A 24,179-nucleotide genomic window follows, 5' to 3' on the forward strand; every position below is an offset into this window, starting at 1 on the left:
CCTTATGGGTAGGTCGACACTGCCGGGTCGACGGCCGGTCACGGAAGTGACGGTGCGCGGTTCTCGTCCTCGTCGGGACGTGGCACGGCGAAGCGGAAGCGGCCGTCGTCCTGTACGAGGACCGCACGCGTACGTCCCGCGTTCGCTGTCGTCTCGGTGCCGGTGTGCCGGTCGACGACGGTGAGATCGAGGAGCAACAGCCGTGCCAGGGCGGTCACGGCAAGGGCTGTGGTCGGCGTGTCCCAGGCACCGGACCGTAGGAGCCGCAGGCGTGCGGTCCGCAGGGGTGTCAGCTGGTCGGGCCCGAGTGTGACGGTTCCGTTCTCTTCCTCCAGAAGCCGTATCTCCTGGGGTGTCATGCCGATCTGCCGCAACTCTTCAGCGGTGGCGGACAGGGGCCCCGGCAGGGAATCCGGGGAAGACTCCGGCAGGTCCACTTCGGTCAGCTCGGCGGCCATGCTCGCGCGGAGGGAGTCGACGACGTCCGGATCCGGGGTGCCGTCCGCGCGATACCAGACGGTCTCCAGTTCGTGATCCCGGACGGCTTCCATGGCGGCCTCGACGAAGCCGTCGCCGGCACCCAGCACCGCGCGGAGTGCGAGAGCGGTGCCGTCTCGCATGACCATGGTGTCCGGCTCCGCGGGCCGTTCGACGACGCTTTCGGGGGTCACCGATCGGTCCTCGGCCGCCTCGTCGTCCGGCCAGTCGACGGTGACCGTCGCCGTGCGACGGGTCAGCGGATCCTCGTACAGGGCCCTCGGCGCGTCGTCGAACACGTCCTTGAAGGTGAGGTCCCGCACGGTGAGGGGCTCGGCCGCGTCCGGCTGCAGCTCGGCGAGCTTGAGGTCCAGCCACCGCTGCAACTCCGCCCGCGTACTGGACGCACGCAGCAGGCCCGTCGTCTCCGCCGAGTCACGGCCGTTGCCGCGTCCGGTCACCCGGATCTCCGGCGGCTGGAGCCCTCGTGCCCGGTCCCGCACCGCGCGCACCGCGATCCGCTGGGCGAGGTCCTCGATATGCCGCGCCTCCCGCGCCGGCACGTCCTTGCCGCCCTTGCCGAACACGACGGTCAGCGCTGTCTCGGCGCGCTCGTGACGGTCCCTGCTTCCGGGCTCGCGCAGCGATGTCCATTCGACGCCGTCAGGAACGTCGTCGCCGAGGACGACGGTCGCCGTACGGCGCGTGACCGGGTCGATCCGGTCCTGTTCCGAGGTGTCCTCGAAGCCGTAGCGGATGTCGAGCCCGCGAGTGGTGAGCGGATCGGCGGTCGCACCCTGCAGCTCCCTCAGCGCGGCCGCGAGGTGGTTTTCGAGCACGCGTGCGGTGTTCTTCGCCCGGGTCCTTCCCGTGTAGGCGGCGTGGTCGGTGCTGTTGCCCCGGCCGCTGACCCGGACGGCCTGGGGCTGCCGTCCTTCGGCACGGTCCTTCAGCGCCTGAACCGCTATACGCCGGGCGAGTGCGCGGATGTCCCGGTCCTGGTCGGCCTCCATCCACCGCGATCCACGGGGGAAGCGCACGGTCAGCGGCTTGCCGATCGGGCGGTCGGCTTCGGATGAGGGCGGCGTGCTCGAAGCCTCGTCCGACCGGTCGGACCGGTCCGACCGGTCCGACCGGTCCGGTTCGATGGGCTCGCTCGGCTGCGTCAGGAACACGGTGCCGTCGGACACCGGGACGACGCCGTCCCGCGTCGCGGGCTCCGGGGCGGGCAGGAAGCGTCCGGTCACCGGTGTGGCACCGCCCGTCGTCACGGAGGGGTCCCGCACGGGCGGGACTCCGGCACGGCCGGTCCCGGCCGCCGGGGTGGGACCGTACAGGCGTTGGAAGAGGGGCAGCAGCCTCGGCTCGTGTGCCGCGATCCAGGCGGCGCCGTTCTCGCGCGGACGGCCGGTGTGGGCGTCCGTCCCGGTGTTCAGCCCCAGGTAGACGCTGGTGAGTTGGATGAAATAGGTGAGCGGGAGCCGCGAGGAGAGATTCTCCGTGGGCGTTCCGTGCCTGTCACGGCGGATTCCGTCGGGCCAGGGCGCGTCGTGGCCCAGCGCCTTCCGCGCCCTGAAGGAGGCGGCCGTACGACGGCGGTCGTCAGGACTCGACGCGAACGAGTAAAGGGTCTGGGTGAGCATCCGAAGCGCGTCCGCGGGGGTGGACAGCGACTCCTCCGCGATCACCGTGTCGGTGATCCCCCCGGCGGACCTGGCCCGGTCCCACTGAACGCCGTTGGCCTCGGTGGTACCGCGTCGGTCCTGGAACGCCGGGAGATCCACCAGCCGGGTCCCCAAGGGCAGGACGGTGACCGTCGTGCCGCTCTTCAGAAGCCGGGCGGCCACCTCGGGATCGACCAGGAGCCGGACGAGCAGGTCCCGGGCCTGCCGTCCCGCGGTCTCGGATCCCGAGGGGACCTCGACCATGAGCCGCGCCGCCGTGGCGGCGAACTCGTGTGCGTCGAGACGCGATGCGAGGGCGTCCACGAACCCGTGGTGGACCGACAACCAGCGCCGGTGCTCGGGCCGCAGGCCGGCCAGAATGCCCGCACGTTCGTCGGCACGGCGCTGCGGGAGCTCACGCAGGAGTTCGTCGGCGTTCGTAGGACGTACGACGTCGTTCCGCGTGCGCGTGGAGTTCTCCGGCGTGTCCCCGAACCATTCCCTCACCGCGCCGAAGGCCTGCTCCTCCACCGCTGTCCGGTCGGTCGGGTTGACCGGTCCGGCCAAGCGGGCCTGATCCGCGTATCCGAACAGCCGCCGCAGGATCGGCAGCATCGCGCGTTCGTTCGCCCTGACCCAGTCGGCCCCGTTGTTGACCGGCCGGTACGTGGAGTGGTCGTATCCCGCGTGCGCGCCCATGTAGGCGGTGACCACCTGCGCGAAATACTCGTCCGCGTCGAGGGAGGAGTAGTTGTCCGTCGGGTTGCCGAGGATGTCCCGTCTGATGCCGTCCGGCCAGGACGCGTCGGGCCCCGCGGCGCGTTTCACCAGATACGCCGCGTCGATGACGTCGCGCTCGTGCGCGGTGAGGGCGTGCCCCATCAGGGCGTGGGCCATCTCGTGGACCGTCGTGGAGTCCCCGGACCAGGCGGCGCCCTCACCGACGGCCGAGAATTCACCGAGCAGGTTCTCCTCGGGGATGACCACCGTGGTACCGATCGAGACACCTCTGAGGCCGTCCGTGGACCGGCCGGTGGGGGACTTGAGTCCACGCAATGACTGCGTCTGCGGGAGATCGGTCATCTTCATGTCCTTCGGGAGGACGACGACCCGTACGCCACGCTTGAGCAGTGCCGCCGCGGCATCCGCGTTGGCCAGCATGTGCGCCACGATGCGGTGCGCCTCGACCCGGGCCGAAGCCGCCCGCTCCACGGCGGCCGGCACCTCGACCATCAGCTGCGCCGCCAGCCGGGCGAACTCCGCGGCCGGCAGGTCCGCCTTCAGACGGTCCACCAGGCCTGCGCCGAGCGAGAGCTGTCGTCGTCGCTCCACGGACAGTGCGACCAGCTCTCCTCGCGCCGCCAGCGCACGCGTGACCTGTGCGGCGCGAGCGACACCCGATTCCTGCAGGGGAGTCAGCACCGGAGCCGGCGCCGTCGCCTGCCCGGTCGTCACCGCGGCCGGCGGTGAGGTGTACGTCGTGCCGCCGGACACGGCGGCCCGGCTGTCGTTGTCGTTGCCCGCGGTCGGAGCGGCGAGGACGCGCCCGACGGAGTCCGCGGGGGATACCGCCACCGCGGCCGGCTCCTCCGGCGTGGTGGCGGGCTCCGCGGCCGGGTGTGTCACGGGCTTGCCCGTGAACGTCGTACCGCCGAGCTGTCCGGTGTCGCGGGTCCGCTGCCGCGAGGAGCCGGACGCAGCGGGCGGGACCCGTGGCGGTTCCGTGCTCGCCGTCGCCGTCGCCGGAGCCGACGCGGGCGCGGCACCGTACAGGCGCCCCAGAAGCGGGAGCAGCGCCGGCTCGTGGGCCGCGATCCAGGCGGTGGTGTTGGCCCGCAGGCGCCCGGTGTTCGGGTCGTGCCCCGCGTTGAGTCCCAGGTAGGTCCTGGACAACTGCACGAAGTACGTGGCGGGATTGATGGACGCGTAGTTGTCCCGCGCGACTCCGCTCCGGTCGCGTCGGATGCCGTCGGGCCAGGGCGCGTCGGGGCCCCGGCCCCTTCTCGCCCGGTAGGCGGCGTCGACCAGATACTGATCGTCCTCGGTGATGCCGTGCAGGAACACCGTGCCGGCCAGAGCGAGCGCGACGTTGCCGTGTTCGCGGACACGATCCTCGACGGAGGCCTCGGCGCCGCCCCCGAGGAACTGCCGCTCGGGCACCACCATGCCGATCACACCGCCCAGGGCGGTGTCATCGTCGTAGCGCAGGCCGCTGTGCGACTTCCCCCGCAGGTGCCGCAGTTGCGGCACCTCGGTCAGCCGCATCCCGTCCGGCAGCACGACCAGGTACGAGCCCTTGCCCAACAGCCGCGACGCCACGTCCGGATCCATGAGCAGGCGGGCGAACGACGCTCGCGCCACCGCCGTCGACGTCTCCGGGGCAGCCAGACCGTCCGGCGCGTCCAGCATCAGCTGAGCCGCTGTCTCGGCGAATCGAGGCGGTTGGAGGCGGGACCGCAGCGTGTCCACGAGCCCTCGGTGCACGGACAGCCAACGCCGGTGCTCCGGGGCCAGCGAGGCGAGTGTCCGCAGGCGCTCCGGCCCGTCCATGTCCGGGAGCTCACGCAGCAGCCGGTCCGCGTCCGGCGGAGGCGTCGCCGTCTGGCGCAACTGCCGGGACAGGGCGTCCGGTCCGACGACTCCGTCCACCTCGTCCACCCCGTCCGCCTCGTCACCGAACAGAGCGCGGACACCGTCGAAGGCCTCGTCCTCGCGGACCGTACGGTCGACGGGGTTCGCCACCTCCTCGAAGCGTGCCTCGGCCACCGGCCCGTAGAGAGACACGAGCAGGGGCATCAACTCCGGCACATTCGCCTCGACCCAGTCGGCGCCGTTCGACCGGACCCGCAGAGTGTCGCCGTCGCGTCCCGTATTGACTCCGAAGTAGGCGGTACTCACCTGTGCGAAGTACTCAAGGACGTCGGTCGCGGAATAGTTGTCCTTCGGGTTGCCCAGCAGATCACGCCGGATACCGTCGGGCCACGGCGCGTCGTACCCGGTCTGCCGCCGGTTCGCATAGGACGTCGCGATCAGTCTCTTCGCCGCATCTCCCAGAACGAGTTTGTGTATCGCGTGCGCCAACTCGTGCGGTACCTCCGAGGTGCCATGTGCTCTCGCGCCGTACAAGCCGATTTCTCCCAGGAGGTTCTCCTCGGAGACCACGACCAGGCCACCGTCCTGAAGAGCTCTGATCCCGTTCCAGGGGCGACCGTCGTCGGCTGTCACGTCCCGGAGGTGGCGGAACTCCGGGACGTCGGTGACAGGTGTGCTCTTCGGCAGGACGAGCACCTGGACACCGGTCTGCAACAGCCGCCTGGCCACGTATGCGTTGCCCAGCACCCGGGCGACCATGTCGTGTGCGACGCGTCGCGCGGAGGGTGCGCGCTGCGCTCCAGGTGGGACGACGACCATGAGTTGAGCCGCCAGCCGCGCGAACCCCTGAGGGCCCAGCACCGACATGAGGGCGTCCATCAGGGCAGGGTCGGCACCCATCAGCCGTCGCTGTTCGGCGGGCAGCACGGGAATCGACCCCTCGGCCAGCGCCCGGCGCAGGGAGCGCACGGCTTCCTCGGTCGCCTCCGGGGTGAGGACCGAGTCGACGTCGGGCACCGGACTCCGGTTCCCGCTTCCGTCCTCGGCGGGCTCCCGCGCCGAGAACACCGCTCCTCCCGACACCGGCGAACCGGACCACGCATCGACGGGCGGTGGCGGCTGGAAGCCGGCCGCGTCGTGGGGACCCAGGGCGACGCCGTGGTCGACCTGGTTCTCACTCTCGTCCGTGATCCAGCCGACATACGACCATCGCCGCATCTCGTAGGGGTCGACGCCGTTGGCGTACTCGCCGCTCGTGATGTCCAGTTGGTATGTGGTGGCCTGTGCCGTCGCCGCCCGGGCGTACAGCGCCGGGCCGGTCACGATCACACCGCTGCTCGCGAGTTCCTGACCGTCCCAGTTCATGACCTCGTCGGGGATGGCGTCGATGGCACGCCTGAAGAAGGCGGACTGCGGGACGGTCATCATGAAGGCGTTGCCGTACCGGCCGTCCGCCATGGCATGCAGGGCGACGTCGGCCTGAGTCAGGCGCCCGGCCGGCGTTCTCAGCAGTTGGGCGAGACCGGCGCGCTGACGGTCGTACGTCCTCTGGTCCCGGAACATGGGCCCGATGAGGGGAATGTCGGAACGGCTCATCCTGCGGAGATCGGAGAACATGTCCGCGCGTCCCGGCGTGATGTCCACATCGCTGAATACGCCGCCGTCGCGGAGCAGGATGGCGAGTTGCGCCACATCCTTGCCGATGGGGAACGCCATCGGGTTCGTCCGGGCGTGGTCGTAGATCGAGCGCAGCTTCACCAGTTGTGCCTGGTTCGGAGTGAACCCATGGTTTCCGGGAGTCACCTGAATGCCGGGCGGCAGGGCCTCGTTGACGTCACGGAACCGCACCCCCGCCTGCAGCAATATGGTGTACGGGTCCTGGTGCCAGGTGCTCAGCATCGGTCCGCCCGGATAGGCCGGAGAGGTGTCCGTCCAGAGATTGACCACCCACCTGTGGTCCCTGGCCCGCTGAGCCCAGTCGAGAATGTTCCCGATGGCGCCGGGGCTCATCGGACGCCCGATCCAGAAGAAATGGATCTTCTTGGGCGGTGCCGCGAGAGCCGGGTTGTGGTGGGGGGCCTGCAACTGCTGGTCCGTCCACAGCCGAAGTCGCTGCGCCTCGGCACCGAACGGTGTGCGGGCCAGTGCCGTGACGCGTTCCGCGAGCCGGTGCTGCATGATCCGTACGGCACTCAGCCGCGCGGTGCCGAGGAACATTCCCACCTGGGCCATGACGAGGTCCGTCTGTTGCTGCGTCAGCGGACCGTTCCATCTCGTCAGATCGCCCACCGACGCATCCGGCGCCGGAGCGGTGTAATGGACCACGGGTGGTGGCGGCAGTATCTCCGCTTCCCGGAGGTGGGTGGCTGGGCCGGCGCCGTGCGAGAGGCTGTCGGCACTCGCGGGCACGGTCGGCCACCCGGGCACCGTTTCGGTTTCGTCCGTGGGTGTGTCGCCGAACAGTGCGCGGACGGCTGCGTACTTCTCGTTGTCCTCACGCGTGGCGGTGACGGGGTTGGCCGGTGCTGTCGCGGTGAGTTGGGGGTTGTTTCCGTAGAGGCGTCGCAGCAGGGGCAGTAGTTTCTTCTCGTGGGCGCGTACCCAGTTCGCCCCGTTGTTGCGGGGCTGTCTCGTGAAGGGGTCGTGTCCGTGGTTGACGCCGAGATAGGCGTTCGTCAATTGGGCAAAGAATTCGTGGGCGTTCTTGGCGGAGTAGTTGTCCACTTCGCGGCCTGACGGGTCACGGCGTGGGCCGTCGGGCCATGGTGAGTCCGGGCTTTGGGCCAGTCGGAAGGTGAAGGCCTCGTTGATCAGGCGGCGGTCGGTGTCGGTGAGTCCGTGTCGTTCGACGGCGTGCACCATTTCGTGCACCGTCGTCGAGTACTTGTCCTCGTACTGGCTGTTGGCGAAGGGTGTCGTCTCACCGAGGAGGTTCTCCTCGGTGATCGCCGTCACCTTCCCCGAGCCGCCTCGCACGTCGTCCCAGACGCGGCCGTCGCCGAGTGGGCGGCCCGCCAGGGACGCGAAGGGTTCCAGCGCGGTCATCGGCACGTCCCTGGGCACGATCACCACCCGTGACCCGCTTGCCAGCAGCCGCGTCGCCACGTCGGTGTTCACGAGCAGTGCGGAGATCAGCCGGTTCGCCTCGCGTCTGGCCGAGACGGGCTGGTGCACGCCGGGATGCACGTCGAGCAGCAGGGCCGTCGCCGCCTTCGTGAACTCCGCGCCCGGCAAGGACTCCCGCAGGGAGGAGACCAGTCCGGTATCGGAGGCCAGCCAGGCCCGCTCCTCCTGCCGCAGCATCGCCACCGACGACACCAGCTCCGCGGGGGGAGTACTCCGAACCCGCGCAGACAACTCGCCGGCCCACGACGGAACAGCCACATGCCCCGACATCGCGTCCCCCGACGTCGCGTCCCCGGACACCGATGCCGGTTCGGCGGAGATCTGGTGCACCGCCACACCCGACGACGAACCACCCGACTCCCCGGCACCGAAGACCACACCACCTGACACCTCCTCCACCCCCACACTCGACGACGGCGGAGGCACGGGCAGGAACGAGAACGTGTTGTGCGTGGCAGGAGCACCGGGCAGGTCGACCTGGTTCTCACTCTCGGCGGTGAGCCAGCCGAGACGCGACCATCGCTGTATCTCGTAGGGATCGACGCCCTTGGCGTACTCGCCTTCCGCCATGTTGAGTTGATAGGTGTTCGCCTGCGCTGTCGCCGTCCGCGCATACAGGACCGGGCCGGTCACGATCACACCGCTGGTCGCGAGTTCATGGCCGTTCCAGCCCAGGACGGTGTTGTCGATCAGATCGATGGCGCGGGAGAAGAAGGAGGTGTGCGGGACGGTCATCATGAAAGCGTTGCCGTACCGGCCGTCTGCCATGGCATACACAGCCACGTCGGCCTGGGTCAATCGAGCGACCGGAATTCCCAGCAGTGCGGCCATGGCGCCGCGTTGGTTCTGGTACGTCCTGTCGTCCCGGAACATGGGTCCGATGAGTGGAAGGTCGGCGCGGCCCATCTTGCGAGGCGTGGAGAACATTTCCACTTGTCCCGGCGTGATGTCCACGTCGCTGAAGACGCCACCCAGGCGGAGCAGGATCGCGAGTTGGGCCACGTCCTTGCCGACGGGGAACGCCCCGGGATTCGTCCGCGCGTTGTTGTAGATCGTGCGCAGCTTCTTCAGTCGTGCCTGTTCCGGAGTCAGCGCATGGTGCCCAGGTGTCACCGAAATGGTGGGCGGCAGAACTTCATCGATCTCACGGAAATTGACTCCCGCCTGATACAACATTTCATAGGTGGGCTCGTGCCAGGAGCTCAGCGCCGGTCCGCCCGGATAGGCCGGACTGCTGTCCGACCACATATTGACCGTCCACCCGTGTTCGCCGGCCCGCTGTGCCCAGTCGAGGACGTTCCCGACGGCGCCGAGGTTCATCGGTTGCCCGATCCAGAGGAAATTTATTATCTTGGGCGGTGCCGAGATGACCGGATTGCGGTTGCTGGCCTCCAGCGACTGGCTCACCCACTGCTCAAGCCATTGCGCCTCGTCCTGAAAACGTGTGTGGATCAGAGCCGCACGGCGTTCCGCGAGCCGGTGCAGCATGATCTGCACGGCACTCAGCCGCGCGGTGCCGAGGAACGTCCGCACCTGCAACTGGACGGAATTGGTCTGTGCTGGTGTCAGTGGCCCGTTCCACCTCACCAGATCGCCCACAGACATGTCCGCTGCCGGATACGAGTAGTACACCGGGGGAGGCGGCAGTGTCACACCCTCTTCCGCCGTGCCTGGCCGCGCACCGCGTGGCCTCGCACCGGCGCCCCCGGGAGCGGTCGGCTGCCCGGACGGAGCCCCCATGTCCTGAGTGGATGTGTCGCCGAACAGTGCGCGGACGGCTGCGTACTTCTCGTTGTCCTCACGCGTGGTGGCGACGGGGTTGGCCGGTGCTGTCGCGGTGAGTTGGGGGTTGTTTCCGTAGAGGCGTCGCAGCAGGGGCAGTAGTTTCTTCTCGTGGGCGCGTACCCAGTTCGCCCCGTTGTTGCGGGGCTGTCTCGTGAAGGGGTCGTGTCCGTGGTTGACGCCGAGATAGGCGTTCGTCAATTGGGCAAAGAATTCGTGGGCGTTCTTGGCGGAGTAGTTGTCCACTTCGCGGCCTGACGGGTCACGGCGTGGGCCGTCGGGCCATGGTGAGTCCGGGCTTTGGGCCAGTCGGAAGGTGAAGGCCTCGTTGATCAGGCGGCGGTCGGTGTCGGTGAGTCCGTGTCGTTCGACGGCGTGCACCATTTCGTGCACCGTCGTCGAGTACTTGTCCTCGTACTGGCTGTTGGCGAAGGGTGTCGTCTCACCGAGGAGGTTCTCCTCGGTGATCGCCGTCACCTTCCCCGAGCCGCCTCGCACGTCGTCCCAGACGCGGCCGTCGCCGAGTGGGCGGCCCGCCAGGGACGCGAAGGGTTCCAGCGCGGTCATCGGCACGTCCCTGGGCACGATCACCACCCGTGACCCGCTTGCCAGCAGCCGCGTCGCCACGTCGGTGTTCACGAGCAGTGCGGAGATCAGCCGGTTCGCCTCGCGTCTGGCCGAGACGGGCTGGTGCACGCCGGGATGCACGTCGAGCAGCAGGGCCGTCGCCGCCTTCGTGAACTCCGCGCCCGGCAAGGACTCCCGCAGGGAGGAGACCAGTCCGGTATCGGAGGCCAGCCAGGCCCGCTCCTCCTGCCGCAGCATCGCCACCGACGACACCAGCTCCGCGGGGGGAGTACTCCGAACCCGCGCAGACAGCTCGCCGGCCCACGACGGGAGGGCAGGAAGAGCCGCCGTCGGTTCGCCGGAAGCCGGCACCGCGGAGAGCTGATGCACCGTCACGCCCGGCGACGAACCACCGAACACCACACCAGTCGAACCACCGAACACCACACCTCCGGAACCCCCCTCCGTATCCACATCCGCGGCCACTCCCGACGAGGTCGGGGGCGGGACCGGCAGGAAACGGCTGGAGGCTCGTTCGGAGGAGGCCGGGAGTCCGGGTGAAGCAGCAGGAGTTCCCGGGGCCCTTCGTGGCTGAGGCTGATGCACGGCCAGGCCGCGGGAGAGTTCTTTCGCCGCGGCTACGTCGTGTGGGTCGCGGACGATACTCACGGCGACCGCGTACACGGCTCGGTGTGCGAGTGGCAGTTCCCCGAAGTCCGGGTCGGCATCGAACCGGAATCCCTCGACGCGCTGGTGACCGCGCACCAGGGTGAGCGCCATCTGGAGGGCCGCGTCCCGGCGGGGATTGACCGCGTGGGCGAGGTGGTCCCACTCGTCCCGGACGACTCCGGGAGCTGCCTCTTCCTGGGCCGGCGTGAGGTCGGGGCTGTACTGCACCGTGACGGCGACGGCGTGTGCGGGCACTGCGGCGGTGTCCTTCGGTACCGGATCGGATGGAGCGCCGGTTTCGATGCGGAAGTCGTCGCCGGTGAGTCTGAACCGGCGGGTGGCCGGCTGCTTGTCGTCCAGTACGGCGGTCAGCCGGTCTCGCACATACTGTGCGGTGCCCTGCGCACGAAGGTCGGCCAGTACCCCGGGATCCGTGCCGGACCGTACGAAGCGGGATCGCCGGGGTCGGGAGACGGCGAGGCGGATCACCGGTAGCGGCACGCCCACGAGCCGGTTGAACAGGGCCTGCTCCGTGATCAGCTCGACCAGGGCGTCCAGTCGTGGCCGGTCCTGTGAAGGCATCGTCGCGGACCGTTCGGGGAAGGCGATCGTGACGGGATCCGGAGTGAGGGCCGGGGCGGGTCCGCTGCGGTCGCGACGGCGTCGGCGCGCGGTCGCGGCCGCACCGAGGGATGCGGCCTGCATGTCCTGCGAGCGGGGCTCCGCGGTGTCCGCGGCTCCCTTCGCGAGGACGGCGCCGAGTTGCTCGACCGCGGCCGGTGACAGGTCGTTCAGCCGGGCGACGAGGTTCTCGCTGGCCTCATGTGCGCGCAGCTCCTCCGCGAGTGCGTCGAGCTCGGGCCGTACAGCGGAGTTCCACGGAGCCGCAGGGGGCAGTTCGCTCTCCGGGCTCTCGGTGGGCTGGGCGTCCTCGGCGACCAGCTGGGTCCGGTGGACCGGGACCGGCCCGCCCACCTGTGCCATCGCCGAGTAGTGGTCGTCCTCGTAGTACAGGTACAGGGACTGGGGCGCCGACGGGTTGAGCGGGTTCGCGAAGGCCATGTCACCCGGCAGGTCCTCGATCGTCTGCACGGTGGTGATGTTGAGGCCGAGGGCGACGGCGGTGAGCTGTGGCACCTGGTCGTAGAACGGGGTCGCCCACATGTCGGTGTTGTGCAGAGCGAGTTGCGCCGCCGCGCTGGGCGTCAGATCGAGAAGGTCCTGCAGCCGGGGCTTGAGCCTTGCGATGCCCTGGTAGCGGCCGGCCAGCAAGCTGTAGGCGGCCTCGCTGCGGGGGGTGATCTCGGAGAGCAGCCGCGCCGCTTCGGCACGCATCGCGGCCAGGCGGTGGTCGGCCGTCAACCGGGCGCGGTCCTGCGGCCGGACGAGCGCGGGGTCGGGGGTGAAGTCCGGCAGGAGCCGGGCCGCCATGCCGGCCGTGAAGTCCCCGACGATCGCCCGGTCGGCGGGGTCGTCGAATCTCCGGGTCAGCTCACGGGTGTACTGCGGACGGCTCAGATCCTCCTCGATTCTGGCCAGTTGTGCCGGTGTCAGCTCGGGGGCCCGGTGGCCGAGGAGGTCTTCGAGCTGGTTGAGGGGGAGGTCGTTCAGCAGGGTGAGCAGTGGGGTGGGGCCGGAGTCGAGGTTCTGCCGCTGTGCCTCGGCGGCGGGTGTGTCGCCGGCCAGCCAGTCGGCCACCCGCTCGCGGAGCTGCTGGACGTTCAGCTCGCTCAGCGGTGAACCGGCAAGCTGTCGGGTGGAGTTGGCGAGGACCGAGGTGAAGAAGCAGTCACCGTCCGGCTCCACCTGGAGCACCTGGTACCGCGCGTCCTCGACCGACACCGTACGGACGACATCGCGCTGTCGGAAGGCGGGGTGAGCGTGATCCGGCCTGCGCCTGCCCGCTCCGGCGGACGCTCGTTCGGTGACCGGTCGGGTGGCGTTGCGGGGGCCGGTCGGTCGCCTGGTGGGGCTGGAAGAGGAGGTGGTGGGGGCGGACGGGGACGTGGTGGGGGCGGAAAAGGACGAGGTGGGGGCGGTCGGTGCCGTCTTCGACTCCGCGGGCCGGCGGCGCTCCGCTGCGGCTGCCGCTGTGCCACGTCCCGGCTCGACGGTTCGGGTCGTCCGCGTCCGTCCGGCCTCGGTGACGTCCGCTGTCGTTTCGAGCGACCGAGGCGGTACGGGCGTGGCCGGAAGGGGCCGGGCGGCGACCGGGGTCGCACCCACCGCCTCCGCAGGGAGCCGGTTCGGCTCCCCGGTCAGGGGATCGGTGACGGCCCTGCGGGACGAGGCTTCCTGAGTCCCCCGAGGGCCGCGGGGCCCGCGCGTACGGGCTGTGTCGTCGGAACCGCCGGCGGCCCGCACGGTTCGTGCCTCGCCGGGCAGGCCCCGGCCGCCGCCGCCGGGCAGATAACCGCGCTCCGCCCTGGGGCGGCCCACGGCCAGTCGGCGGGACAGGGCTTCGGCCTGCTCGATGTCGTTGTCGACACGCAGGTCGAGGGCTACCGCGTAGACGGCCAGGTGGCCCGGGTCCACCGCGTCGAAGGCGGGCTGGAGCGCGGGCTCGAAGGCTGTCAGGACCTGGTGGGTGCGGACGATGTTGTGGGCGAGGGCGAGATCGTCCGGCCCCGGGGTGTTCGTCCGCCACTCCTCGGAGAGCCTGCGGCGTAGGGCGTCGTGGTCGTGGTCGTGGTCCGGGTCCGCGTCAGAAACGGGCGTGGGTGTGTTCGTCGGCGAGGCCTCTCCGGCCTTGGTCTCGGTGACCGCGGGACGAACCAATGGGGGAGTGGCGGAGGTGTCGTTGTGAGTTGCTTCCGAGGGGAGTGCGGAAGCGGCCGACGGGCGGCCGGACTCAGAGGTCGTCGTCCCCGTCCCCGTCGTCGTGGTCCCGGTCCGTGCGGCGTTCGGTGCGGACTGGGGCGCCGAGCGTGGCGGTTCGGCGGCCGTCGCGCCAGCCGCGCCGGTCGCGCCAGCCGCGGGTGACGCGGGAGACGCGGGTGACGACGCGGTCGCCGGTCGAGAGGTCTCCGAGGGGGCTCCGGGCACGGCACGGTTCGTTCCGGCCGTCGTCGGGGAGGAAGGCGTCCTCTCGGACGAGGTGGACGCGGCCGGAGAGCGGCTCCCCTCGGTGGGCGCGGAGCCGGTCGTCGTACGGGCGGTCTCCGAAGCGGTAGCGGTGGAGGCAGAAGGGCGACCGGCTTCCGTGACGCCCGCTCGCCGGGCGGAGTCCGCAGAGGTGTCGGTGGAGGACGTCGCGCCACTCCGACTCCCGGAGGCGGTGGCTTGGCGGGGTGACTCCGCCGATTCGGTGCGTGTGTGCGAGGCGGGTGTCGTGGCCGGTGCCGTCCGGACCTGCGTCATTCCGGCATCCGGCACCGCGGCGATGCCCGGCTCCCTTCCCAGGGAGTCGAGGGCGTCCAGGCTGTTCACCGCGCCCGGCGTGCTGTCACGGCCCGCGCTCTGGCGGTGGCCGCCCGATCCGGACACCGTCCCGCTCTTGGCGACCGGAGTCGGGGATGCCGTTCCCCGGTTCCCCGCTGTCGCCTGCCGCAGGTCGCCGACTCCGCTCGCGACCCCCTGGTGCAGCATGCCGGTCGTCAGTTCACTCGTCCCCGACAGGGCGAAGGCCATGCCGAACGCACTCCACGACCAGGGAGTACCGAAGAACGCCATCGCCAGCAGCGACTCCGGAAGTGCCTCCGTCAGACCGTCCGCGACGAACTCCGAGACCTTCCTCGGGGAGGAGGTCACCGAGTCCAGTACCGACCGGCTGTTGTTGCTCCCCGCGGGAAGATTCCGCACGGACTTCGACGCGACGTCGTCCGACAGGTTCTTGGTCAGCCCCTGTCCCGGCCCTTTGCCGAACAGCCCGTTGAACTTCTCCGCCAGTCCGCGCAGCGGCCCCGACAGCCAGCCCGCCGCCCCGCCGAACGCGGCGCTCTGCCACACCGCTTTCCAGTCCACTCCGTGCGGCTTCATGTCCGGCTCGTTGAACGCCATCAGCCCCAGACGCACGATCAGTGTCTGGAAGGCCTCCTCCAGGGCCTCGCTCAGACTCGGCAGCAGGTGCGAACGCCGCAGGAACAGATCGAGAGCCGTCAGGAACGCGGCCCGGCTGCGCACCTTCGCCGCGACCGCCTGACCACCGGCCGCCGGATTGAACCACGCCGTCGCCGCCAGGATCGTCAGCTCGATCAGCAGCCGGATCAGCTCCGCGACGATCTGCCACTTGCTCTCCTGGATGTTCAGCGACTGGTCACGGTGTCCGGCCGCCACCTCCTTGAGGTTCCGCTGCAGCAGCTGGAGGTGGTTCACGCCTCCGTCCGAGCCCGTCAGCACCGACATCGCGCGTACGTACTCACGGCCCGCGTCACCCGGCAACGAGTCCCCGATGTGCCGCACCGAGTACGAGATCTCCTCTTCGAGCGACGCCATCCGACGCCCGAAACCGTCCAGCGTCTCGCCGCTGACCTTCGCGCCCGTCTCGCTCGCCTCGATGAAGCCGGCACCGATCAGAGCCGTGATGAACGCGTTCCACTCGGGAGAGACCCGCAGATCGCCCATGACTCAGTGCCTGCCGTCGTACGCCGCCTGTGCGTCCACGATGCCGTCGACAGCCTCCGTCCGGGCCTTCTCGACGTGTCGTGCCGACCCCGCCGTGTTGTCGACCACCGCCACGATGGCGTCGGTGATCTGCCGCCCCGAGTTCAGCGTCCGCTTGTACGTCGTCCTGATCTGCGGTCCCACCTGCTGGGCGTAGTCGTCGCCCTGGCCGGCCCAGCCGCTGAGTGCGGACCTGTGGTGGGCGAGGTCGTTGACCAGCGCGTGCGCGTGTTCCGCGATGTTCGCCAGGACCTCCGCGCCTCTGCGGGTCAGGTTCGGGTCGGCTTCGAACGAGCTGTGGGACATGCTTCCTCCGGGTCGGGCTGGTGCCGAGGGGACGTCCGGTGCCCGCGCGGGACCGGTCTGCTGAGTACTGCGGCGGGCACCTCAGGCGGTGTCCTCCACGATCTCGTCACGCAGTCGACCGCCCGGGTTCTTCCTGGGGCCGGCCCCGCCTTCGCCGACCATCGAACCGAACAGCCCGTCCCAGTCGATCTCCGCGCCGGGCACCCCGGCGACCTGCGGAACGCCCTCGGAGATCGGACGGTAGGTGTCGAGCACCTGCCGGGCCATGCGGGAGCGCGCCCGGCCGATCGTCTCCAGGAGCACGGAGGCCAGCTGTGCCGGAGCCATGGACCGGTACTTGCCGTCGTGGAACCGCATCGCCGTCACCTCGCCCTGCGCTCCGACCGTGACCTCCACGGAGCGGTCCTTCGCCATGACGACGACGGATGCCTGCCGCAGTGTCCGCTCGGCGCCGGCGAGGGCGGCCCTGGTGGTCTCCAGGGCTTCCATCGCCTTGGCCAGTCGCTCTTCGACGGGTTCCATGACTGCGTCTCCTTCTCTCGCGCTCTCGTGTTTCGCGTCGGTGCGGGGACTCCGGGCTCCGGGGCTCCGCCCGCTCGCCTCAGTCGTCCCGGCCGAGGACCGCCGGAGCCGCGGCCACGTCGGTGCCCCAGACCTCCTCGTCCTCGGAGAGCCAGGTGGTGCGGTTGCGGTCCTCGCTCTGGGTGGACTGACCGCCCGGTGCGCCGCCCCCGCCCATGGGCATGAACGGCATGCCGGAGCTGGTGGTGGTCCTGGCGGTGGCCTGGTCGGCGACGGCGGCGGTTCTGGCGCCGGCACGCGAGGTTCCGGTGACGGCGCTGTCGGTGTCGGCGTATCCCGAGCGCACGCGTTCGGCCGCCGCGGTCATGTCCCCGTTCAGGCCGCCCGTTCTGGAGGCGGCGGCCAGGGCCCCGGGGTTGACGCTCGTGGGGGAGGTGGGACCGGCGTCGGTGGTGGCCGTCCCACCGAGCGCGCCGGCGAGCGAGGACGTGTAGGGGACGTCGTCGTAGAGGAAGTCGCCGTCCGTGGCGGAGTCGGTGCCACTGCCGAGCAGACTGTTCGGAGTGGACGTCGAGGACGTGAAGGACGGCGACGACAGATCGGAGGAGCCGTTCAGGCCGCTCACGGTGGTGCCCGTGTCGCCGGGGTTCAGGGACGAGGTGTCGATCGTGCTGCCGTCGGCCATGTCGACCGTGTAGGTGCCGTCCGGGCCGAGGGTGCTGACCAGGCCGTCCGGATAGGTGGTGGTGATGCTGCCGTCCGCGTCGACGGTGGTGACGCTGCCGTCCGCGTTGGTCAGGGTCTCCCCTGGCTGCAACTGCCCCTGGTTGAGCTCCCCGTTGGCGCTGGTCGTGGTGTACGAGCCGTCCGGGTCGACGGTGCTCCGGCTGCCGTCGTCGTACGTGGTGGTCACGGAGCCGTCCGCGTTCTGCACGGAGGTGCTGCCGTCGGCGTCGACGAGGGTGCTCAGGCCGTCCGGGTCGGTCGTGAGGGTGCTGCCGTCCGGGTACGTGGTGACCTCGGTGCCGTCCGGCCTGGTCGTCGTCGTGCTGCCGTCGGGGTTGGTGACGGTGATGCTGCCGTCCGAGTTGACCTTGGTGGTTCCGGTGTTCGTGCTGCCGAGGCCGCCGTTGAGGGCGCTGTTGAGCAGTGAGGTGTAGGCCGGCGACGTGCCGAGGCCGGAGTCGGTGGTCAGGGAGCCGGTACCGTCGCCGGTGACGCCGTCAGGCAGCAGACTCCCGGTGTCCAGACCGCCGTTGAGATCGCTGTTCGCGCCGGCGCCGGAGAACACGTCGTTCAGGGCGTCGCTGGTCGAGGAGGCCACGTCGTTCAGGGCGTCATTGGTGGAGGAGGCCACGTCGCTCAGCGCGTCGTTCTGCCCGTTGAGGGCGTCGTTGGTGGACGAGGCGATGTCGTTCAGCGCACTGTTGACCGACGCGTTCTGGCTGCCGAACATGTTGGCGATGTCGTTGACGTCGAAGTCCGAGCCGCTGGTGTTGTCACTCGTGCTGCTCGTGCTGGTGAGACTGGCGGGGGGCGCCTCTTCGAAGCCGTAGGAGGGGTCCCAGTCGGAGTTGAGCAGTTGCGACCAGGTGGCGCTCAAGGTGGTCTGCGCGGTCTCGGCGGCCGGGTCGAGGTTCGCCGTGATGTTGTTCGTCCAGCGGGCGACGGCCTCCTGGGCCACCTTTGCCCAGGAGTTGGGGTCGGTGAGCGGACCGTAGGCGGGGACGTTCTCCTTGAACCCCTCCAGCAGGTCGTACGAGTAGTTCGCGCCGCCGTAGGCCGTACCGTAGTGGGCCTCTTTGGTGACGACCTTGGCGGCGTTGTTGGTGTCGATCCACTGTCTGAGTTCGTTGAGGACGTCCGTGATGACGGCCTCCGGGTTCCAGTGGGCGGCCGGGGTGGTGGCGGAGCCGTCGGGGGCCTTTCCGGCGACCGGTCCGTTCTGGTCGCCCCGCCACTTGTCGTGGGCGTCCTTGAGCGTCTTGACGGCCTTGCCCAGGGCCTGTTCGGCGAGGATCAGGCCGTTGCCCTGGAACGTCCTGCTGACGTAGCCGTCCACCACGCTGGCGGCCGAGGTGGTGAAGTTCCGGGGCGCGAACTGCTCGTGGTAGTGCTTGTACTGCTTGCGCAGCGTGTCGAGGAGGTTGACGAAGACACCCGCCGCGTTCCCCTGCCATGCCGCGTTGTCCCGCCCCATGGCGTTCACCCAGCCCTCAAGGCGCTCCTCGTGCTCCCGGAAGAAGAGTTCGGCGCGATCGAGGGACTTGGCACGGTAGGAGAAGGTGCCCAGATCGACGGCGTCGGTCTCGGGCACCGTGAGCCCGTCGAAGGAGAAGCCGGTGGTCTTCCACGGCGCGGCGGAGAGCTGGGTGAGGGCGGAGCCGACGCCGAGGGAGTACTTGTTGAAGTTGGTGCCGGCCACGCCCTCGCCGCGCTGCCACGGATAGCCGATCCGCACGACGTACAGGTCCAGGTTCCTGGCGTTCTCCATGGGGCCGCCGTCACCGGTCCCGGCGAAGAAGAGCACGGAGGTGAGACCCGCCCCGGCCAGGTTCTGGGCCACGGTGGTCGCGTTGGTCTTCCCCACGTTCGAGATGGTGACGGAGATCCAGGGCATGTCGACGGCGCTGTCCTCGCCCGCGCCGCCGCGGTTGCCCTTTCCCTGCAGATCGGTCGTGACCGAGGCCCGGGTCGGAACCTTGTACCCGGTCGCCAGGTAGACCGTCTGCTCCCAGAATCCGCTCTCTTCAGCCATCGTGGGTGACTCCTGATATGTGCGACGCGGTCAGAGGGTGGTGGTACTGCCGCCGAGGTCCTGGCCGACGTCGGCCAGGGCGGAGATGAACCGGCTGCCGTTGATGGACTGCAGCGACGCTCCTGAGGTGTTCAGCAGCGTCGTCACGGTGTCCCTCAGGTCCATGTCCATGTCGCCGAAGAGCTTCTGCTGCTTCACGAAGACCCCGTCGACGGTGTCGGCCAGCGACACCAGGTTGGTGCGCAGGGCGTCGCCGTGGACGGTGCCGGCAGCGCCCATGGGGCCGATGGCGAGCTGCTTGTTCGGGGTGGCGCTCAGGGCCGAGTAGATGGTGAACAACGCCTCGACCGGCGGCTCGTCGGAGGTGTCGTGCCGCATCTTCCTGATGTCGCCGAGAAACGTCTGCAGCTCGTTGTCGGCGAACTGCGTCACCGATCCTGCGTCGAGATGCGTGAGGTCTGCCATGGCTCCTCCGTAGCTGATCGGTGCGTCTGCCCGGGGCGTCGGGCGGGGGTGCGGGGGCCGGGCCCGCCCGACGGTGGCCGGGACGGCCCGCCGACGGCCGCGAGGCCGAAGCGCGAGCGGGGCGGGGACGGGGCGCGGGCCGCCCCGGCGGTCCGGCCGGGCCGCTCAGGACAGTTCGCTCCACATCTGGGCGAGACTGTTCTCGGTCTGCCGGTAGTTGTCGGACACGTTGCCGAGCAGGGCGGCGTGGGACATGAGCAGCTGCTCCATGTTGGTCACCGCGCTGTTCCAGGCGGCCTGGGCGGTGCCGTACGCCAGCGCGTCCTGGCCCTGCCAGGTCGTCTTGAGCTCGTTGAGCTCACCCTCCAGGTTGTCGAGCGTGGTCTCGATCGCCCGGGTCTGCTGGATCATGTCCTCCACGCCCTGGTCGACGTGGTTGTACTCGACGTGGATCACACCGTCGGCGCTCATGGGAACTCCTTGTGTCGTGAAGTCGGGTTGCCGGGTGCCCGGGTGCCCGGGTGCCCGGAGGGGCGGGTCAGCGGATCAGCGGGACAGCTGGTTGAAGACCGAGTCGGAGGCGTTCTGCGAGGTGCGCACCATCTCGGTGTTCTTCGACTGCGTGCCGGTCTGCGAGTGCATGGTCTGGTTGAGGTTGTCGATCAGGCCCTGCAGTTTGTTGAGGATGATCTGCGCTTGCTCGTCCCACTGACGCAGCAGTTTCTGGAACTCGCGGCCGTCCTCGGATGCGGCGCTGTAACTGGTCGCCAGGGCGCCCGCCGTGGTGTCCACGTCGGTCTTGCAGCGCTGGATGGCCTGATGGGCGGTGGTGAGGGCGTTGATGCCCAGTTGGGTCGACGCCCTGGACGACTGCTGGAGCGGAGTGGCCATGTGTGTTCCTCGTTTCCTTGAGCGGATGGCTTGAGAGGATGCCTTCGGTGGGTCTCCGCGGGACGTACCGGTGTCCGAACGGCCGGTTCGGTTCGTCCGGGCGGCAACAGGGGGGTCAGTTCGTGGCCGGCGCCTTCTCGGCGCCGCGTTTCGATGTGCCGGCCTTGCAGCCGCCGACGTCGGTGCTGCGCGCGGGGGCGCTGCCGGACGCGGCGGCGGGGTCCAGATCGGGTCCGGTCGGAAGCATCGCCAGGAGGGCGGCCGGCAGACCGGCCGGCTCCGTGCCGTCGTATCCGAGGGCCGCGATCGAGTCGTCGGAGACCATGCGGTACTTCACTCCCGCCTCGGTCACCAGGTAGGTGGTGTCGCCCAGCTGTCCGCCGGACGCGCTGAGGGCACGTACCACGGCTCCGGCGCCGGGGCGTACGGCGATGGCGTCCACCGGGGAGCAGGCCGGCTGCACCGCGTCCGTGGCCGCGGCGGGCGCGGCGGACAGGCTGGACACCGTCGAGACACTGGTGACCGGACCCTTCTTGCCGGGCCGAATACTCGCGCACAGGTTCTGCCGCTGCTCCGGCTCGACCAGCCGAGGGGGCCCGGACGGCCATGCCAGCGACGTGCCGGGCATCGTTCCGGACGGCGCGAGGTGGTCGTGCACGGTGTCGGTGGCCAGTGCCACCGGGGCCGGCCGCTTCCCCGCGTAGCTGTCCTCGCGGGTTCGCGGGTCGCCCAGGACGAGCGCCGCTTCCGTGCCGCTCACCGGTACCAGGCCTCGCGCGGCCAACAGGTAGTACCGCACCGGCGAGTCCGGCACCCGCACGGTGAACACCTGCCCGGTACGGGTGGACCGCCCGTCGAGGGAGGGCCCGGCGGCGCCTCGGCCCGGAACGTCCACGGGCGACAGCTCAGGTCCCAGAGGCAGGGTGTTGAGGAACTCGGCGGAGACCGGGCGGGGAGTCGCGTCACTGTAGCCGAGGGCACGGTCGGCGCCGTGCTGGATGTCCACAGGCAGGCGCCGGCCGCGCCAGATCAGATAGCGGTCCCCGCCCGGGGCGGCCACCAGCAGGGCCTCCCGCGTGGTCAGCCCGTCGGTGGTGGCCGGCCGGGAGCCGATGACCAGCGCGGTGGTGGCCGACGGTGTGCCCTTGTCACCGATGACCAGCCCCGAACACACCAGCCAGGGGCCCGAGTTCACGTCACCGGCGGTCGGCAGGTCGTCCGGAGCGCCGGGAATGCCGACCGCCTCGCCGTGCGGGGTGCCGCGCAGGGAGGCGCCCGAGACCAGCTTCGTGGACAGGTCGGCTCCGCCGATCAGCCGTGCGGAGGCGTAGTTGAGGATCGGGCGAAGGGTGCCGTCCTGGTACATGTAGCGGGTTCCGGTGTCCTTGCGGACGATGACGGCCCCGGCGCTCTTCCAGGAGTCGTCGCCGCCCGGCGACATCAGCCCGAACAGCACGCAGCCCGCCGCCGCCAGGGCGCCCAGCAACAGACCCCAGGCCGCGCCCCGGCTGGTCCTGCCCGCCGGACTGTCCGGGGCGTCCGGGTCGGTGAGCAGCATGCCGGAGGTGAGGCGGCTCATCATGAAGACGTGGGCTTCGACCTGGTCCCTCTTGGACTGCATCGGCTCCTCCTCTCGCTGATCTCTCAATGGCTCGGACCGGCCGAGCGGTTCTGTTGTGCGCACGTGCGTGTGTCCGTATGACTGACCTGCTGACCTGCTGACCTGCTGACCTGCTGACCTGCTGTCGGTTGTCCGGTGCCCGATGTCCGAACGGCTCGGCCCTCGCACGGGCCGGACGGTCAGCCGAAGACCCCGCGCATGCGGCCGTAGACGCCGAGGATCCACAGCACCAGCGGCAGCAGGGCGATGGCCGCCGCCGAGTGCAGGAGTTCCGCGGCCCGGCCCCAGTGAGGGACCAGGCGGCGGCCGGGCAGGGCCCAGCAGAGCACCGCCAGGACGGCTGCCGCGGCCGACAGGAGCACGACGAGCAGCAGCCTGTCGTGGGTGCCGGAGCGCACGGCGAGCGCGGTCACCAGCACGCCCGCACCCCAGAGACCCGGGAACAGCACCGCCACCCGCTGCCAGATGTTGCCGACGCCTCGGCTGTGCAGGACGAGCAGCAGGGCGAGCACCGCGGTGGTGACCCGGGCGGGCGTGCTGGGTTCGGGGGCCAGTGCCGTGAGGGCACCGGCGCAGATGACGCCGACCGCCGCGTACAGCACGGTCATCCACGCCTCGGCGCGGACGGTACGGGTGACGAGGCGCTCGCCGGGCTCCGGGTCGATTCCCTGCTGCAGTTCCCCGGCGTTGGTCGGCAGCGGCGGCATGCGCAGTCCTGCCAGCCAGAACGAGAAGGCCGGCACGAAGGCGCCGAGCAGCACCGTGCACACCGCGACGAGAGCCGCGGCGTGGGCGGCGGTCAGGTCGAAGAGCACCATGAGGAGTGCGGCGAGCCAGACCGCCGTCGCGACCATGGCCGAGGCCAGGAAGAAGCGGGCCGGACCCGAGATGAGGATCAGGGCGAGACCGGCCCCGGCCGCCCAGGCGGCTGCCGCGGACAGCAGCCGACCGCCCGTCGCGCCGGGCCCGGAGCCGTCGTCGGCACTGAGCGTCGGCAGCAGCCAGCCCGTCAGCGCCAGACACGGACCGGCCGTCAGGGCGAGGGCGGAGGCTGTGCCGTTGTCGGCCATGGCGCGGCTGGCCGCACCCGCGCCCGCCGTCAGCAGCAGTCCGAGCAGGGCCGCCGTGACCGCGCGGAGCGCGACCGGGCCGCCCGGCAGAGCCAGGACCAGCAGGGCGAGGGCCACGGTCGACGCGAGCAGGGTGCGCAGCAACCACCGGGTCGCGGCCTGCGACCACTGGTGCGGGCGCTCGCGCAGAGTACTCGCCATGCCGTCCACGACGTCGTCGAAGTGCGCTTCGGGCAGTGCCTCGACGCGGGGGCGCAGATGCAGTGTGTCGCCGTCACGCAGACCGAGGGACTGCGCGGTGGCCTCCAGGTCGAGCGGCGCGCCCCCGAGGCGCTGAAGCACCCAACCCCCGTGTTCCAGGCCCAGTTCCTCCATCTCCTGGCCCGCGTAACCGGTCACGATGGGGAGCAGGTCGGCGAACGGGATGTCCACGGGCACGGCGAGGTCCACGGACCCCTCGGAGGTCCGTACGGTCACCCGGCACAGGCCGGCCACCGAACTGTCGGTCACGCTGGTACTGCCTCTCTTCTTCTCTTCTTTGAACGGGGGATGTGACGGGCGGTTCGAAGGACCCCTACGGTCCGGCGGGGCGCTCGTCGGTGGTTCCCGACCGTCGTCCGCGCCGACGCGGCCGGTCGAGCTTCCGCGTGACCGCCGCCGGGCGCCCGGCCGTGATGATCCGGGCGGTGGTCGCACGGATCACCGCGGACACCGCCCATACGCGCCCGGAGGCACGGCGAGCATCCGGTCGGTGCCCCGCTGCCGCTCCGTAGAGGGCGATCGTAGGGCGAGGCCTGTGCCGGAAAACTGACCGCGCGGCAGCCGTCGGCGCCCGCCCGGGCCCTGCGGAACGCCCCGCGCACCGACCGTGATCGCAGGGGCGTACCGGCGCAGCGGCACGGCCCGGCCCTTTGTGTGCGGGCATTCTTTGCGCACTGGTGCGCGCCTACGATCGCGGCGAGGGGTGCGGGGTTTCCCTGCCGGGAGCGACGCCACGGGGATCCGTCACAAGGATCCGACGGGCGACCGCGGACCGGGCGGCGAGTGCCCCGGCCCCAGCGGGCACG

9 protein-coding genes are annotated in these 24,179 nt (G+C 70.4%); all 9 read right to left on the reverse strand.

Annotated features, from left to right (window positions below; all coding sequences use genetic code 11):
* Window positions 1–38 precede the first annotated feature (38 nt).
* Window positions 39–15,440 carry a hypothetical protein gene (locus tag ACIOKD_RS22535; RefSeq protein WP_402086728.1) on the reverse strand — a complete coding sequence of 5,134 codons (15,402 nt, stop codon included), beginning with the start codon at window positions 15,438–15,440 and terminating at the stop codon, window positions 39–41.
* A gap of 3 nt (window positions 15,441–15,443) precedes the next feature.
* Window positions 15,444–15,785, reverse strand: coding sequence for a hypothetical protein (locus ACIOKD_RS22540; RefSeq protein WP_402086731.1), 342 nt, complete (start codon window positions 15,783–15,785; stop codon window positions 15,444–15,446).
* Between the two features lie 81 nt (window positions 15,786–15,866).
* Window positions 15,867–16,307, reverse strand: coding sequence for a YbaB/EbfC family nucleoid-associated protein (locus tag ACIOKD_RS22545; RefSeq protein ID WP_402086733.1), 441 nt, complete (start codon window positions 16,305–16,307; stop codon window positions 15,867–15,869).
* A 79-nt stretch (window positions 16,308–16,386) separates the two neighbouring features.
* Window positions 16,387–19,065, reverse strand: a complete 2,679-nt coding sequence (locus ACIOKD_RS22550) for an AAWKG family protein (RefSeq protein WP_402086735.1) — start codon at window positions 19,063–19,065, stop codon at window positions 16,387–16,389.
* Window positions 19,066–19,095: 30 nt separating this feature from the next.
* Entirely contained in the window at window positions 19,096–19,530 is a 435-nt protein-coding gene (locus ACIOKD_RS22555; RefSeq protein ID WP_402086738.1) for a type VII secretion system-associated protein, read from the reverse strand.
* Between the two features lie 165 nt (window positions 19,531–19,695).
* Window positions 19,696–20,001 (reverse strand): WXG100 family type VII secretion target, encoded by a 306-nt coding sequence (locus ACIOKD_RS22560; RefSeq protein WP_398289466.1) that lies wholly within the window; start codon window positions 19,999–20,001, stop codon window positions 19,696–19,698.
* Window positions 20,002–20,076: 75 nt separating this feature from the next.
* Entirely contained in the window at window positions 20,077–20,421 is a 345-nt protein-coding gene (locus ACIOKD_RS22565; RefSeq protein ID WP_402086740.1) for a hypothetical protein, read from the reverse strand.
* Window positions 20,422–20,536: 115 nt separating this feature from the next.
* Window positions 20,537–22,042: a type VII secretion protein EccB gene (gene eccB, locus ACIOKD_RS22570; protein WP_402086742.1), complete on the reverse strand. Its 1,506-nt coding sequence runs from the start codon at window positions 22,040–22,042 to the stop codon at window positions 20,537–20,539.
* A 179-nt stretch (window positions 22,043–22,221) separates the two neighbouring features.
* Entirely contained in the window at window positions 22,222–23,622 is a 1,401-nt protein-coding gene (eccD, locus tag ACIOKD_RS22575; protein WP_402086745.1) for a type VII secretion integral membrane protein EccD, read from the reverse strand.
* Window positions 23,623–24,179: the final 557 nt, after the last annotated feature.

The sequence above is a fragment of the Streptomyces sp. NPDC087844 genome, assembly GCF_044742785.1.
Lineage (GTDB): Bacteria > Actinomycetota > Actinomycetes > Streptomycetales > Streptomycetaceae > Streptomyces.

Excerpts from the sequence above, each read along its gene's own strand:
- ACIOKD_RS22535 (WP_402086728.1), bottom strand. The coding sequence starts at position 15,440 with ATGGGCGATCTGCGGGTCTCTCCCGAGTGGAACGCGTTCATCACGGCT.
- ACIOKD_RS22540 (WP_402086731.1), bottom strand. The coding sequence starts at position 15,785 with ATGTCCCACAGCTCGTTCGAAGCCGACCCGAACCTGACCCGCAGAGGC.
- ACIOKD_RS22545 (WP_402086733.1), bottom strand. The coding sequence starts at position 16,307 with ATGGAACCCGTCGAAGAGCGACTGGCCAAGGCGATGGAAGCCCTGGAG.
- ACIOKD_RS22550 (WP_402086735.1), bottom strand. The coding sequence starts at position 19,065 with ATGGCTGAAGAGAGCGGATTCTGGGAGCAGACGGTCTACCTGGCGACC.
- ACIOKD_RS22555 (WP_402086738.1), bottom strand. The coding sequence starts at position 19,530 with ATGGCAGACCTCACGCATCTCGACGCAGGATCGGTGACGCAGTTCGCC.
- ACIOKD_RS22560 (WP_398289466.1), bottom strand. The coding sequence starts at position 20,001 with ATGAGCGCCGACGGTGTGATCCACGTCGAGTACAACCACGTCGACCAG.
- ACIOKD_RS22565 (WP_402086740.1), bottom strand. The coding sequence starts at position 20,421 with ATGGCCACTCCGCTCCAGCAGTCGTCCAGGGCGTCGACCCAACTGGGC.
- eccB (WP_402086742.1), bottom strand. The coding sequence starts at position 22,042 with ATGCAGTCCAAGAGGGACCAGGTCGAAGCCCACGTCTTCATGATGAGC.